This window comes from Citrobacter sp. Cb080 (assembly GCF_030334745.1).
Lineage (GTDB): Bacteria > Pseudomonadota > Gammaproteobacteria > Enterobacterales > Enterobacteriaceae > Citrobacter > Citrobacter braakii.
In genome coordinates this window covers 1-14,216 of the sequence record NZ_JAOWDG010000055.1, presented here as the reverse complement: position 1 = coordinate 14,216, position 14,216 = coordinate 1, and the positions used below count along the sequence as shown (strand labels likewise).

General features: G+C 48.2%; 12 protein-coding genes. 9 read left to right on the top strand and 3 right to left on the bottom strand.

Annotated features, from left to right (window positions below):
• Nucleotides 1-29: 29 nt before the first annotated feature.
• Together OGV38_RS09890 and OGV38_RS09885 are read right to left on the bottom strand one after the other, a co-directional pair.
• The gene (locus tag OGV38_RS09890; protein ID WP_286473244.1) at nt 30-2,795 is read right to left on the bottom strand and encodes a hypothetical protein; all 2,766 of its coding nucleotides are present in this window, start codon (nt 2,793-2,795) and stop codon (nt 30-32) included.
• Nucleotides 2,796-2,804: 9 nt separating this feature from the next.
• Nucleotides 2,805-3,890 carry a DNA cytosine methyltransferase gene (locus OGV38_RS09885; RefSeq protein WP_102601651.1) on the bottom strand — a complete coding sequence of 362 codons (1,086 nt, stop codon included), beginning with the start codon at nt 3,888-3,890 and terminating at the stop codon, nt 2,805-2,807.
• 206 nt (nt 3,891-4,096) lie between these two features.
• On the opposite strand from OGV38_RS09885, the gene OGV38_RS09880 reads away from it, so the two are divergent.
• On the top strand, nt 4,097-4,219 hold the full coding sequence (locus OGV38_RS09880; protein WP_219817862.1) for a transposase: 123 nt from the start codon (nt 4,097-4,099) through the stop codon (nt 4,217-4,219).
• Between the two features lie 756 nt (nt 4,220-4,975).
• On the opposite strand, the gene OGV38_RS09875 is transcribed toward OGV38_RS09880, so the two are convergent.
• On the bottom strand, nt 4,976-6,025 hold the full coding sequence (locus tag OGV38_RS09875) for an alpha/beta hydrolase (RefSeq protein ID WP_286473243.1): 1,050 nt from the start codon (nt 6,023-6,025) through the stop codon (nt 4,976-4,978).
• A 218-nt stretch (nt 6,026-6,243) separates the two neighbouring features.
• Between OGV38_RS09875 and OGV38_RS09870 the strand changes: the two genes are divergently transcribed.
• The 8 genes from OGV38_RS09870 (at nt 6,244) to OGV38_RS09835 (ending at nt 14,187) form a co-directional block, all read left to right on the top strand.
• A complete protein-coding gene (locus tag OGV38_RS09870; RefSeq protein ID WP_141875255.1) occupies nt 6,244-6,924 on the top strand; it encodes a heavy metal response regulator transcription factor in 681 nt (226 codons plus the stop codon).
• 15 nt (nt 6,925-6,939) lie between these two features.
• The gene (locus OGV38_RS09865) at nt 6,940-8,409 is read left to right on the top strand and encodes a heavy metal sensor histidine kinase (protein ID WP_181500335.1); all 1,470 of its coding nucleotides are present in this window, start codon (nt 6,940-6,942) and stop codon (nt 8,407-8,409) included.
• A gap of 70 nt (nt 8,410-8,479) precedes the next feature.
• Entirely contained in the window at nt 8,480-9,130 is a 651-nt protein-coding gene (locus tag OGV38_RS09860; RefSeq protein WP_032931593.1) for a flavodoxin, read from the top strand.
• A 51-nt stretch (nt 9,131-9,181) separates the two neighbouring features.
• A complete protein-coding gene (locus OGV38_RS09855) occupies nt 9,182-9,829 on the top strand; it encodes a DUF4405 domain-containing protein (RefSeq protein WP_181500334.1) in 648 nt (215 codons plus the stop codon).
• Nucleotides 9,830-9,936: 107 nt separating this feature from the next.
• Entirely contained in the window at nt 9,937-10,416 is a 480-nt protein-coding gene (locus OGV38_RS09850; RefSeq protein ID WP_181500333.1) for a (R)-mandelonitrile lyase, read from the top strand.
• Complete coding sequence (locus OGV38_RS09845; protein ID WP_047358267.1) at nt 10,394-11,155, top strand: carboxymuconolactone decarboxylase family protein; 762 nt, start codon at nt 10,394-10,396, stop codon at nt 11,153-11,155. Before OGV38_RS09850 ends, OGV38_RS09845 begins: the two co-directional genes overlap by 23 nt.
• Before the next feature lie 135 nt (nt 11,156-11,290).
• Nucleotides 11,291-12,355 (top strand): alpha/beta hydrolase, encoded by a 1,065-nt coding sequence (locus OGV38_RS09840; protein ID WP_181500332.1) that lies wholly within the window; start codon nt 11,291-11,293, stop codon nt 12,353-12,355.
• Nucleotides 12,356-13,066: 711 nt separating this feature from the next.
• Nucleotides 13,067-14,187, top strand: a protein-coding gene (locus OGV38_RS09835) for an IS3-like element ISSen4 family transposase (protein WP_096147877.1) whose coding sequence is annotated in 2 segments (ribosomal slippage) — nt 13,067-13,325 and nt 13,325-14,187 — 1,122 coding nt in all. Because the reading frame shifts where the segments join, the coding sequence is not laid out codon by codon here.
• Nucleotides 14,188-14,216: the final 29 nt, after the last annotated feature.

Here is a 14,216-nt window from a genome sequence, read left to right as displayed (position 1 = left end):
CGTTCTCCTTACCACCTGATTCTGTAAAATTACTGTAAGGTTCTGCGCAACTTGCGTGTTGTCAGCGCTCTGTTCCGTCGTGCCAACGCTCGTTGACAGGAGGGGAAGGTCATTACATTGTCCCAGAGTGGAACTTTCCCCCCTGCAAATAAGTAACCACCGTTATCTGTTATCGACAAGCATCCATGGGCAACATGGATCCACCACTGTAAAACGGAGGGCGGTAACGCAATAATTTTCGTTGACCAGCACCAGCCACTATCGCCTTTTTGCACACCAACCGTTTCTCCTGAACATATCATCTGAGCCATTAAGGCCCAGGAGAAGCTATCGGTTTGCCAGTATCCAGCATTCTGCCTAATAAAATAACGATAACGCTGTTTTTCCTGACACCGTATCAATAGATTATTTGCCGTTTGAGTAATCCGCTGTTCTTCTGACCATTGGTATTTTTCAGCTTGCCATAGCGACACATGGAGATCCGGGGGTAAAGCCGGGGTAAACTGCATTTGAGACATCGGTAGCAATACTCCGCTCAAAGCATTTACGGGGAAATCGTCGTGATTAACCAAACGTAACCCAAACTGTTCAATGAAAGCATGGACACGCTCTCTGGCTGACAGATGCAATTCAATACAACCCATTGAACAGCCGTTATCCTCAACTAACCGACGCCCTATTCGCTCACCGTTATTAAGTGCTTCTTGTAGAAGATTACGTTCACTTCTTGTAAACATCCCCAGAATTCGGGCAACAATTCCCTGCTCAGTGACATCAACGGAAATGGTTCTTTCAGCCAATGAGACTAACGAATATGGCGCATGACGTCGTTGTACTACACAAAGCCAGCCAGCGGCAAAGAGCATGCGACGCAATTGCCATTCGGGTATCCTCGTTACCTGTGATACCGGTTCAATATGTTTTTTTAATTCACCAAAAGGCAATGTGCTACGGCGTTGAAAACGCAAGGCCAGCGCTTCAGCGATCCAGTCAAATGCTGCGGGTATATTATGTAATTCAGTATATTGACATGTTACAGGAAAGCCATTTTCATACTGCCATAACATCTGAGCACCACTCAATGGCGTTATTTCTTCGCGTTTCAGTGGGGGGATCACTGCCGTATCCCCTAACGCCATTAATACTCCCGATGGTCCATCAGTCAGCCAATCATGTGGCTCTGAAATTTTACAATAAGTGGCGTAAGGCGCATGATCTAACACGTGCACATCAAAATTTACTGGGATATCTGAATGCGCTAACGTAAGTTCGTAGCGACAAAATGCCTGACCAGATATTTCCATCAACTCCTCTGGTGGAATGAATAATCCTTCAGCTCCCTGAGATAGCGAGCCATGAGTTAATTCTTCTCCGTCTTTATTGCTGATGACATAGCATCCTCTTAGTACTTCAGGCATATGAATTATCGGTGTACTGGCAGGGTTAAGCAGTATAGCCTGTCCAAATCGCGCTGCACCTGACATACGAGGTCGAGCAGGCTGCCATCCCTGTATTAGAAAACGACTGGCTTCTTCTGGTAACAAACGGGCAATCTTATCCAGCGTTTGCCTGCCAACTTTATCGGAAGAAACTATCGACCATTTGGTAGATTTAATATCCCGACGTTGTACTCTTTCGCCAACCTTCTTCAAGACAGTGAAAACACTGTCTGCATATGTATGATGAAGTATTAAATAGGTTGGAGAATCTTCATAATATTCTCCTTCTGAACTAATATGACAAAAATCATCACGAAAAAGCGGTAAACACCCAGACCGCAATGCGACTCCCACTCGTGATTTATAGAAATAACCCTTCCGTTTTTTTAATAATAAATCCAAGGAATTTAATGTGGTGCCTATGTCTCGTTCGTAATATATATTATTATAGTTCTCTATTTCATTAGGCAAGGAGTAATAATGCTGGATTTCTGAGGCTGTAGCAGCAGCGTCATCCATAAGAAGATAAATCTCCGGATTACCTGAATCATTAAACTCCATGTGAATACAATACTTACCATTCTCTTTGAGTTGTTCTCTCTCCGTATGTACAGTGATATCACGAACAGCGCCCCAAAAAGGAGAGTCATAAGCCTGCTGCATGGCAGCCTTTGAAAGTAATGTTCTGAACTCAATAAACTCTTGGTTAAAAACCTCGCTAAAATAAGATATATATTGATGTACTACCTTATTAACTGATTCAAAAGTTGAATAGTTATCTAGTTTATTATCGATGAGAATATTCCGTAAAAAGACCTCATCTTTGTAGCAGGGAAAAGCAATTCTCTTGGAATACCCAATCAATCTTTCATGCTTTGATGGCCTTGGCAAGATTAAACGGGTACAGTTTTGTCTTTTACTACTCCATCTTTCTAACCTTTCCCATAAGTTGGGTAATTCAGTAAAAACAAATTTTTTATTTTTATCAAAGCCAAGCAGCACAGAAAATCGAACCCGAAAATCCCCTTCGTCATGTGTTTCATCATCAGCACTGGCAGCAAGTAATGTTAAATATAAAACGGCAAAATAAGTAGGGTATCCTTTTATTTGCGCTAAAATGTCTAATCGCGACTCATCTCTGAGAGCATCCTGGATTTTAGACGCTTTTTTTCCAAACGAAATCAGGAAACTTCGCTTAGCATCCTCTTTGCTACGTGGACCTGCAAGTTGCTCAAAAATGCGGCCCGTAGTATCAATTCGGCTTAAAGTCGAGCCCGTATGCGAAGACTCAAGAAAGACGATCTTTACTAGTTCAGCATTCCATTCTTCTAAAGTAACCGGGAAAGAATCATCCATACTCACCGCCTAATTACCGTTCGCTGTCATCATTTTCAAACCAGTACCAGAAAATAAATGCCGAAAAAGTACCTCAGCCAGCAGTGGAGGAACAGCATTACCAATTTGGGTAAATTTTGACTCGACGTCTCCTACAGGCTCAAAACCCTGTGGAAAAGTTTGTATTCGTGCACATTCCCGCCATGATAACCGCCTTGCCTGTTCCAGTTTGGGACGAGAAGTATCAACAATTAGATGCTCATATTCATCAGAAAAGTCCCAGCGCTGCTTCCAGCCATCCTCCAGGTTTGACCATGTTAACTTCATCACCGGGCTGGCAGGATGTAATGTCACATGACGCCAGTTAGCTACGACGGTGTAAGCAGGGCTGTCCCATAGAGCTTTACGATTTCGGGACATGAAATACCATGAGAAATGCCCTTCAGGATCATGTGGTCGTTCGTAAAACTCACCTTCAGGCCATAGTGGTAAATCCCTAATAGCCTCACCATGCGAAACATAGGGTTTTAAATGAGGATTCTTTTTTGTCGCTTTGCCATGTGTTTCAGCAGGAAATTCAAAGTATTGCCCCAGATCGTTTCTGACACCAATGATAAACAAACGCTTGCGTGACTGAGGTACGCCATAAGCCCTTGCGTTTACCATATGATAGCTGACCTGGTATCCGGCAGCTTTGTATGCTGTGAGCTGTTGTTCCAGAAAACTACCGGCTCCCAAATGTTTCAAGCCAGAAACATTCTCAGCAACAAAATACTTAGGCCGAACGGTCTCTAATACCCGTAGAAAGTGTTTATAAAGATTTGTTCTGTCGTCATTGTTTGGTTTTCTGTTACCTGCCATTGAAAATGACTGGCAAGGATAGCCACCAACAACAATATCAACATCTGGAAAAGACTGAATTTGAGAGATATCGCTATGTCTGACATCAGTATCGGGGAAATAATTTCCTAATGTTTTACAGGCATTCTCTACGACATCGTTGGCAAAGACGATGTCTCCACCGGCTGAGGTAATCCCAAAATCCATACCACCACAACCGGAGAATAGTGAAAGTACTCGGATATTATCATTGTCTCTTTCGAAAATACTGTTCATATACCCATGCCAAAATTCTTTTATAACTGTGCAAAAACTCTCAATGGATTATCAATTTATCCATAAAATCATGAGGAAAGATTATACATTAGCACAACAAATCTTACATCAGCATGTTTGATTTTTTCACCCTACCCCGACATTCTGTGCCATTCAAAAACCGGACTCCGGCATGATATTCACTCCCCTAAGCGGAGGTTATACCGATGAAAATGTTACGATTTACCGACAAACAGATTATCTTTGCCCTGAAGTTGGACGAGTTGGGTACATCTGTGCCGGAAGTTTGTCGTAAGCTGAGTACCTCCGATTCCACATTTCATACGTGACGCAAGAATATGATGGGATTTCCCCTTAGAATTGGAACAGATGCGACTGGTTGCCGACTGAGCTTCGACAAAACCATGCTGTAGGACATACTGGCAAAAAAGAGCTGGCGCTGGCACGTCTGAACTAATGAGTATGGGATTTACAAACCCGCTACACTAGCAAAATTCAGGTTTGCTTTGCACTGTGTATCCGTCGCAGATCGCCAGATATAGTTCTGTGGTGGCAAACGACAACACACTTCATCCGTCCATTCGCGTGGCAAACAAAGTCAAAGATGAGTACAAAAGTGAGTATAACTAAAGAAATTAAAATATATTAACAATAAAAACAAGATATTGAGACATTAATTTTTGTTCAACGTCTAAACAAAACTTCTCGTCTCATGAGGTTTCATCAAATCTCATGAATATTGAAAAAGTCTACAAAATCCACGCAATTGCGTGGATTTTTTCATTTCATAGAGTGTAAATCCATCTCGTAACGAGACAGTACAAACAAGAGCTCGTTATGCTCACCGGAATTCAATGCGGTAATGCTAAACCTAAAGTTGGCCTGGACCACGAAGTAAAACCTTACAGGCAAAAAATAATCCTCAGATGTCGCTGCCGTTTTATGAATTTCATTCATAGCGGCTATTTAATGTGCGTAATTATCTTTCCTCCCGACTTCGTTAGTCTTGGTCACATGCGGACACACTCATTATGTCCTGATATGACCAGCCTGAGTGGCTGGCCAAAGGTATCGTCTGATAGGGGTTAAATACTCTTATCGAAGAAGACGTCCAGCTTTTGCAAAGCCTTGTCGACGTACTCAGGAACCCAATACGTCTCGATATGGGTAGCGCCATCGATCAGGAAGAGTTCTTTGTCTTTTGTACCGGTGGCTTTCGCAAACGCATCTTCCGTCATATAGAGCGTATCCGCTTTTGTGCCAGCAATCATCAGCAGCGGTTTATTGATGAGATTGATATGGTCCGTAACGTCAAAACTCATCAAATCTAACAGGCTGCTTGTCGTGTATTTAAACGTAGAGTTCGGGTGCGCGTGAGTTTTCCAGTAGTACTCATAGCCCTGTCGATATAAGGCAAAAGGTAACTTAGCGATCTGTTCATCAGTCAGATTGGCATCACCGGAGTACAGGACTTCGCCTCCGGAAGCTTCCTGAGCACGTGCGTCAGAAGCCTGCTGAAGACGCTGCTGAATAGTATCCAACTGTGAGTCCTGAAAACCGTTGCGGCGCACCAGGCCTGAATTAAACATGCTGATGGTTGCAATCGATTTAAACCGTTGATCCGTTTCGGCCGCAACAAGTGAATAACCGCCACCTCCGCAAACACCCAGCAGACCGAGGCGGGAAGTATCCACTCCCGGATACTGGCTGATGTAGTCAGCCATGCCGTGGATATCCTCGATACGATTAGCGGGTTTATCCACGCTGCGAGGCATCCCACCGCTCGCGCCCTGATAAGCCGCGTCGGCAGTAATCGTGATGTAGCCCTGTTCGGCGAGACGCTGGGCATACAAACCTGCGACCTGCTCTTTTACGCCGCCATTCGGATGTGCAACCACCACGGCAGGGTATTTTTTGGCGGGATCGTAGTTAGCAGGGGTATAGACATTCGCAGCTATCTGAATGCCATGCAGATCGTACTTCACCGGATGAATGTTGACCTTGCCTTTGACGTTATCAGTGATGGCACCGTCATAGGCCAGGGTGAATGGATTTTTTTTGTAATCAGCCGCATTGACTGAGGTGGCCCCGGTTATTGCCGTGAGCAGTATTGCAGTTAACAGATTGAATTTCATGGTCTCTCCCGATGAGTTTCAGGCTTGCGGATTTAAATGTGCCGACTCAGGTTAGAGAGAGAGGCCTGTCAGCATCGTGACAGGTAAATAACATTTTTGTCAGCAAGCAGGCTGAGATGGCTTCATGTTTCTGACAATGCTGTCAGGTAAGCGTCAGCTTTATGTTGGCAATCAAGAGGCAGAATAACCCGATTGAACAGTTAAGAGGAAATCCCGTTATGCGCCTGTTGCTAGTCGAAGATGAAGAAAAAACGTCAACCTATCTCAACCGTGCGTTGAGTGAATCGGGATTTACGGTAGATGTCTCTGCAGATGGCGCTGAAGGTCTTCATTACGCGCTGGAGCTTGACTACGACGCGATAATCCTTGATGTGATGCTGCCGGGGATGGATGGCTACCGGGTACTCGAGGGGGTGCGGGCCGTCAAACAAACGCCGGTACTGATGCTCTCGGCCCGCGGTTCGGTCGACGAGCGCGTCAAAGGGCTTCGGCTTGGCGCGGATGATTATCTCCCTAAACCCTTTTCGCTGATTGAACTGGTGGCGCGCATTCAGGCTCTGGTGCGTCGCCGCTCCACGGATGGCGCAGACATCACCCAACTGCAAATTCACGATCTGCATCTCGACCTGCTGGCCCGCCGCGTATTTCGCGCCGGAACGCGACTGGAGTTGACCGCAAAAGAGTTTTCCCTGTTAAGTCTTCTGGCCCGGCATCAGGGGGAGATTCTGTCAAAAATGATGATTGCTGAGCAGATATGGGACATGAATTTTGACAGCGATGCCAATGTGGTTGAAGTCGCCATTAAACGTCTGCGAGCCAAAGTGGATGCCCCATTCGACGTCAAACTGTTACATACCGTTCGTGGCATGGGGTATGTCCTCGAAGTCCGGTCGGAATAAATGAAGAGGCTCAGCATGCCTAAACGTTCCATCTCCGTTCACCTGGCGCTGATGTTTGCCTTATCCGCGCTGCTGATTGTGTCCATTATCGGCATCTTGCTCAGAAGCTCCTTACATGACTCTTTGCAAAAGCAGATGCACAACGAACTGTTGTTCCGGGAATCATTAATGAGTCCGTGGATCGCCGCACGAACCTCGGCTGACGGCTGGTCGACGTTGGCTAATAAATTTACTCTGCTAACCAATTCTGAAGGTGAGCGCGTTCGCTACTGGATAGTGAGCGATAACCCGCGCTTTAGCATGGGGGGAATACCACCGGTGAGCGTTCAGTGGTCCTCTTTGCAGGAGGGATTTAATAAAGTGCCCGGCGCATCGGAAGGTGCATGCTCACTGTTCCTGTTAGTGAAAACCATCCCCGCCAACGGTGAAAGGCCTGAGCTGCGCTATGTGGTTGCCATCGACTCTACGCCGTATATGGGCACACTCGATGCGTTCACACGGACGCTGCTGATTATTGCCGCGCTGGGCGTACTGATTGTCGCCTTACTGGGATACGTTGTTTCACGGATTGGCCTGCGTCCGGTGGGCATGCTCAGTCAGCAGGCACAACACCTTGCACCAGGTGACCATGGCCAGCGCCTGAATACCCGCGCGTTGCCCGAAGAACTGCAGCAACTGGCATCATCATTTAACGGCGTGTTAGAGCGTCAGGAAATCGCCTGGCGACAGCTCGAGAGCTTTAATGCCGATGTTGCGCATGAACTTCGTACCCCGCTGACTAACCTGATCGGTCAGACGCAACTCGGGCTATCACGCCGACGTTCACAAGATGAACTGGAAGAGTTATTGGGTTCCAATCTGGAAGAGCTTGAACGCATGACGTCGATAGTTAACGACATGCTGTTCCTGTCTCATGCGCACGCAGGTGAACATGCTTCCCAGCTTACGCAGGTGTCCCTGCGAGAAGAAACCCTGAAAACAGCGGAATATGTTGAACCCTCTTTTGCTGAAAAACAGCTTTCGCTGGAGGTTGAGGGCGACGTCACGGCGCATATCGACAGGCGGCTGTTTCACCGTTCACTGGCTAATTTGCTGGAAAATAGCGCCAGGCATTCCCCTTCCAATAGCACGGTTACGGTGCGCTTAAGCGAAAAAGGCAATCAAGCTTGTGTAGACGTTTCTAACCCTGGCGATCCAATAGCGCCAGAGCACTTACACCGGCTTTTCGAACGGTTCTATCGTGTTGACACCTCCCGAGCCAGGAGTGATACCCATCATGGGCTGGGCCTGTCGATTGTCCGTGCCGTCGCCATTATGCACCGGGGAGATGTCTTTGCCCGTAGCGAGAACGGTATCAATACCTTTGGCCTGACGTTTGCTAAACAGCCTGACGCTATCCGAACCGGGAGACTGATTTCAGAGACAAAATCGGGATCTCCGCGCGCAAAGACTTCTGACAAAATTGTCAGAGAGTCGTCAGTCTGATGTCAGGCTATCTGCGCCAGAATCACTGCTGATACTCACCACGGCTGATTGAAGGAATGAAACAGTGAGAATGAAAAAGGTATTTAGCGGGTTTCTGGCGATGATGGTCATGGGGCTTCTGGGGCAGCCCGCGTTCGCATCAGAGGATTCATCCGCGCACGCCCGCACGCTGATTATCTACTTTTCACAACCAGAGGAGATGAAACCTGGTGCCGTGGATGGTTTTTCCGGGGCCAGCGTATTACAAAAAAATACGCCAGAGACCGGCAGCACGCAGTTTATTGCGCAACTTATTCAGAAGCAGACTCACGGCGACCTGTTTCGCATTGAAACCGCCACTCCCTACCCTCGCCAGCATGATGCACTTTTGCGCGTTGCCGAAAAGGAACAGCAAACGAAAGCCAGACCCTCGCTAAAAACGCCGCTCCCTGACCTGAGCGATTACGACACCATTTACGTCGGCTACCCCATCTGGTGGTATACCATGCCAATGGTGATATACAGCCTCTTTGAGCAAAATGACTTTGCAGGCAAAACGGTCGTTCCCTTTACCACCCATGGTGGCAGCAGGTTAGCCGACTCCCTGCGAGAAATTGCTCGCATGCAGCCACAGGCCAAATTAGTCACTCGTGCGCTCGCGATCTCGCGCAACGATATTTCAGCTCCTGACGTACCCGCGCAGGTTGAGCAATGGGTAAAACAAGTCCAGCCACAGCGTTAATCCATCGACATGAAGAAAATTTATATTTTCCAGGTCATGCAGGATGCGCTGATGACGTTACTTCTGTTGGTATTGATGGGATTTCACCTTCACGGTGAAATCGTGCATGAATGGGCGGGTATTATTTTTACGCTGCTCATCATGCTGCATTTATATCTTAACCGGCATCGCTTGTGGTCACTGTCGCCCAATATTCCGTTAACCATGCTGGTAGTTAACAGAATCATTAATGCAGTGACATTCGTTGTCATTCTGACCGCGATTGTCTCGGGCATGATGCTGTCCCGACATATCCTTCTGGACCTGGCGTTCCACAACCCGGCGAGCGGGGTCAGGAAAGTACACATGACGTTGGTCCACTGGGGAATGCTCATTCTGGCGCTGCATATCGGGTTGCACTGGAAAATGCTGGCAACCTTTTTCTGCCGGGTCCTGAACATCTCCAGCAATTCATTCTTTGCAAATGTCATGATGCCAGGAGTTTTTTCGCTAATCGCACTACTGGGATTGTACGAATTACTGAACCAGGACTATCTCGATTATTTGTTGATAAAGGTCGATTTCTCCTTTTTCGATTACGATGAATCTGCCCTACTTTTTTATCTACGCTACCTGGCCATTATTGTTTTATTTTCATTAATTACACGGTTTTCGCTTTGGGGCCTTATTTTTAGAAAAGACAAAGCAGCGTCACCATAATAAGGGTTAACTGACAGAATTGTCAGGCTGGCGTCAGTCTGACGACATCTCCCCCTGATTAGAATCATTGCAGACCCTCTCCATCATTGTAGATAAGGACGCTTTGCATGATCAGACATTTACGTTACCTCGGGCTGTTACTGCCCCTCTTTACGTTTTCATCCTGGGCGGCGGAGCAAAATCCCGCTGTCCATATCGCCACCGCCGGAAGCCAGAATGCGGTGTACGGGGCAGCAGAGAACTTTACCGGTCGCGTCCGGGTTGATCCTCTCTTCAAACCAGATAACGAAATTAGCGTTTCCGGGGCTTATGTCACCTTTGAGCCAAGTGCTCGTTCCGCCTGGCATACTCATCCGGCAGGGCAGCGGCTGATTGTGACCTCGGGAATTGGGCTTACCCAACAAGAAGGCCAGCCGGTGCAGGTCATCCGCGCTGGCGACGTTGTCTCTTGCCCGGCGGGCGTCAAACACTGGCACGGGGCGGCCCCCGGCAGCGCAATGACGCACCTGGCGATAACCGGGATTGTGGATGGCAAAAGCGTTAACTGGATGGAGAAAGTGACAGATGAACAATACCACGCCCATTAAGGCATTAACGGCAGCGGTACTGCTGACCTTTGGTTTGGGTCTCACGGCACATGCTGCGCCCGTCAATAAAGGAGCCTCAGAAATGAACCACGAACAAACGGTTTCAGATACGCTGTCAGCTCGCCAGCAAGCCATCCCGTTGATTGCGGCATCAATGGCCAGCAGTCAGATGGATAAGCTGAATGCGGCACTGAATCAGGGGCTTGATGCAGGACTCACGATAAACGAGACCAAAGAGATTCTCGTCCAGCTCTATGCCTATACGGGATTTCCCCGTAGCCTGAACGCGCTGAATGAACTGATGAAAGTCGTCGAAGCACGTAAACAACGTGGCGTTGAAGACGTTGAAGGTAAAGAGCCGGTCGCCGCCATCCCTGTCGGAGATGAGCTTCGCCGTGTCGGTACCGCAAACCAGACTAAAATCTCCGGCGCCCCCGTCCAGGGACCTCTGTTTGATTTTGCCCCGGTCATTAATCAATTCCTACAAACGCATCTGTTCGGCGACATTTTCGCCCGCGATAACCTCGACTGGCAAAGCCGCGAGCTGGCAACGGTTGGCGCATTAGCCGCCACGCCGGGCGTTGAAGCTCAGCTGTTATCGCATACGCGAGCCAGCATGCGAGTCGGCCTGACGGCAGCGCAACTGCGCCAACTGGCACAAGTTCTTCGTGAAAATGGCGAAGAAGATGCGGCTACGCGGGCGGAACAGGCGCTGCAACGGGCGTTAGCAAACAGTTAGGCGTTGGTTTGAGACGATACGGTGCTAATCCTCCGCATTCATGAGTCTGCCAAATAAGGGCAATCAAAGGTGCTAAATAATTCACGCTGACAACTCAGATATGATTGAACGGCAAACATAACAGAGGATGTAATCTTGAAAACTGTCTTAAAAACGCTGGCCATCTGCGCGATGGCGGGTGGCATGGTGGCTCAGTCGGTATACGCCGAGCCGCTGGTCATTCAGGAACAGGGAAGCTTTTCTGCTGGTGGCACTATCATCACCGCACCAGGGAAATTTGACGCGAAAACGCCGCTGGACTCTGCGGGTCAAACCTGGCATGGCGATCATGCGTCTGTGTTCTACCAAATTCCGGAAAATCCGCATAAATACCCTATCGTCATGCTGCACGGCGCAGGTCAGTTCTCCCGCACCTGGGAAACCACCCCGGATGGTCGCGAAGGATTCCAGAACATATTCCTGCGTCGTGGATTCTCAACTTATCTTGTCGATCAGCCCCGCCGGGGCAGCGCCGGGCGCACGACGGTAGAAGGTACGGTTACGCCTAAACCGGATGAACAGATGTGGTTTAACCAGTTCCGCGTTGGCGTGTGGCCAGAGTATTTTAAGGGCGTTCAGTTTTCTCACGACAAAGAAGCCCTGAATCAGTATTTCCGTCAGATGACCCCAAATACCGGGCCGTTTGATATCAATGTTATCTCCGATGCGATGTCCGCCGTCGTGGATAAATCCGGCCCGGCTATCCTTTTCACCCACTCCCAGGGTGGCGGACCAGGCTGGTACACGGCGATGAAAAATGACAAGGTCAAAGCCATTGTCGCCTTCGAGCCTGGTAGCAGCTTTGTCTTCCCGGAGAAAGAGCTCCCTGCCCCAATGCCAAGCGCGTTCGACACGCTGAAGGGTGAACCGGTGCCGATGGAGCAGTTTATGGCACTGACTAAAATTCCGATTCTGATTATTTACGGCGATAACATCCCTGATAAACCTGTCGCCATGCCCGCGCAAGACAGCTGGCGCGTGCGTCTGGCAATGGCTCGCGAGTGGCGTGACGTGGTGAATAAGCATGGCGGAGATGTCACTGTGACGCATCTGCCTGAGGAAGGAATCAAAGGGAATACCCACTTCCCGTTCTCTGATTTAAATAATGTGCAGATTGCTGATATGGTGAGTAAATTCCTGGAGGAAAAAGTTCTACAATAGGAAGAGCTAGTATTGAGCCTTCATTATTGAGGGCTCAATACAATCATCAGTTATATCAAAAAAAATAAAATGGGAACGTGACGGTCTGTTTTGAGCGAATAGCGGAAGTTCACAGTTTGACAAAGGTATGATTAAAATAGTGCCTTGCTCAACAACAGGGAACAGGTCAAGAGATATATTCAATTGTTATCTAGGAATTTTTCAAAATATTATATCGAACATCATCTTTTCTTGTTTTTTTTTGTTGTTCATCGTTACAAGTGAATCGAGGGATGAAAGAAAAAAATATATTTATCAAAAACATAAATCTTTCTGAAATTGCTATCCCACCTCAGATTACTGGGCTGACCTAATCTATAGATCAAGTTCGCGTTATACTTTAATGTTAGCAAAATACTAAGATGATTCTTAGGGACGACCTCTTGACGGTAGAGGAAGCGTGCATTGATTTTTACAATCACTACCTTTCGCCCCCAACCTAATCCGCGAATGATGCTTTCTGTACTTGCGCGCCTGTTCTGATACTCGCCGCCAGAGCAATCAAATTGCTGATGCTTTCTGCCTGTTCAATGCGTCTCCTATCGTCAGCACTACTGTGCATATTTGAGTGATTTCCTCTTAAGGAGAACTAGTTTCATGGTGACCTGCTCCCCGTTGATTAGTACACCCCGATGTTAGTAATGTCTTCATAAGCCACATGAGGACATCCCCATGAAGAAGCGTTTTTCCGACGAACAGATCATCAGTATTCTCCGCGAAGCCGAAGCTGGGGTACCCGCCCGTGAACTCTGCCGCAAGCATGCCATTTCCGATGCCACGTTTTACATCTGGCGTAAGAAGTATGGCGGTATGGAGGTGCCTGAAGTTAAGCGCCTGAAGTCGCTTGAGGAAGAGAACGCCAGACTCAAGAAGCTGCTTGCCGAAGCCATGCTGGATAAAGAGGCGCTTCAGGTGGCTCTTGGGCGAAAGTACTGACGACAGACCAGAAGCGGGAAGCCGTGATGTTGATGTGTGATGCGACCGGTCTGTCGCAACGTCGTGCCTGCAGGCTTACAGGTTTATCCCTGTCGACCTGCCGCTATGAGGCTCACCGTCCGGCTGCTGATGCGCATTTATCAGGGCGCATCACTGAGCTGGCACTGGAGCGCAGGCGTTTTGGCTACCGTCGTATTTGGCAGTTGCTGCGCCGTGAAGGGCTTCATGTTAATCATAAGCGCGTGTACCGGCTTTATCACCTCAGTGGCCTGGGCGTAAAACGCAGAAGACGTCGTAAAGGGCTGGCAACAGAACGTCTGCCGCTGCTCCGTCCGGCGGCGCCCAATCTGACCTGGTCGATGGATTTCGTCATGGACGCACTTTCCACCGGTCGCAGGATCAAGTGTCTTACCTGCGTCGATGATTTCACAAAGGAATGCCTGACGGTCACTGTTGCCTTTGGGATTTCAGGCGTTCAGGTCACGCGTATTCTGGACAGCATTGCACTGTTTCGAGGCTATCCGGCGACGATAAGAACTGACCAGGGGCCGGAGTTCACTTGCCGTGCACTGGATCAATGGGCCTTTGAGCATGGTGTTGAGTTGCGCTTAATCCAGCCGGGCAAGCCAACGCAGAACGGATTTATTGAGAGCTTTAACGGACGATTTCGCGATGAATGTTTGAATGAGCACTGGTTCAGCGATATCGTTCATGCCAGGAAAATTATTAATGACTGGCGGCAGGATTATAACGAATGCCGCCCGCACTCCACGCTGAATTATCAGACACCGTCTGAATTTGCAGCGGGCTGGAGAAAGGGTCATTCTGAGAATGAAGATTCCGACGTTACTAACTGAGTGTTGTATCTAATCGTGGGGGCAGGTCA

Excerpts from the sequence above, each read along its gene's own strand:
- OGV38_RS09865 (WP_181500335.1), top strand. The coding sequence starts at position 6,940 with ATGCCTAAACGTTCCATCTCCGTTCACCTGGCGCTGATGTTTGCCTTA.
- OGV38_RS09860 (WP_032931593.1), top strand. The coding sequence starts at position 8,480 with ATGAAAAAGGTATTTAGCGGGTTTCTGGCGATGATGGTCATGGGGCTT.
- OGV38_RS09855 (WP_181500334.1), top strand. The coding sequence starts at position 9,182 with ATGACGTTACTTCTGTTGGTATTGATGGGATTTCACCTTCACGGTGAA.
- OGV38_RS09880 (WP_219817862.1), top strand. The coding sequence starts at position 4,097 with ATGAAAATGTTACGATTTACCGACAAACAGATTATCTTTGCCCTGAAG.
- OGV38_RS09850 (WP_181500333.1), top strand. The coding sequence starts at position 9,937 with ATGATCAGACATTTACGTTACCTCGGGCTGTTACTGCCCCTCTTTACG.
- OGV38_RS09875 (WP_286473243.1), bottom strand. The coding sequence starts at position 6,025 with ATGAAATTCAATCTGTTAACTGCAATACTGCTCACGGCAATAACCGGG.
- OGV38_RS09845 (WP_047358267.1), top strand. The coding sequence starts at position 10,394 with ATGAACAATACCACGCCCATTAAGGCATTAACGGCAGCGGTACTGCTG.
- OGV38_RS09890 (WP_286473244.1), bottom strand. The coding sequence starts at position 2,795 with ATGGATGATTCTTTCCCGGTTACTTTAGAAGAATGGAATGCTGAACTA.
- OGV38_RS09870 (WP_141875255.1), top strand. The coding sequence starts at position 6,244 with ATGCGCCTGTTGCTAGTCGAAGATGAAGAAAAAACGTCAACCTATCTC.
- OGV38_RS09885 (WP_102601651.1), bottom strand. The coding sequence starts at position 3,890 with ATGAACAGTATTTTCGAAAGAGACAATGATAATATCCGAGTACTTTCA.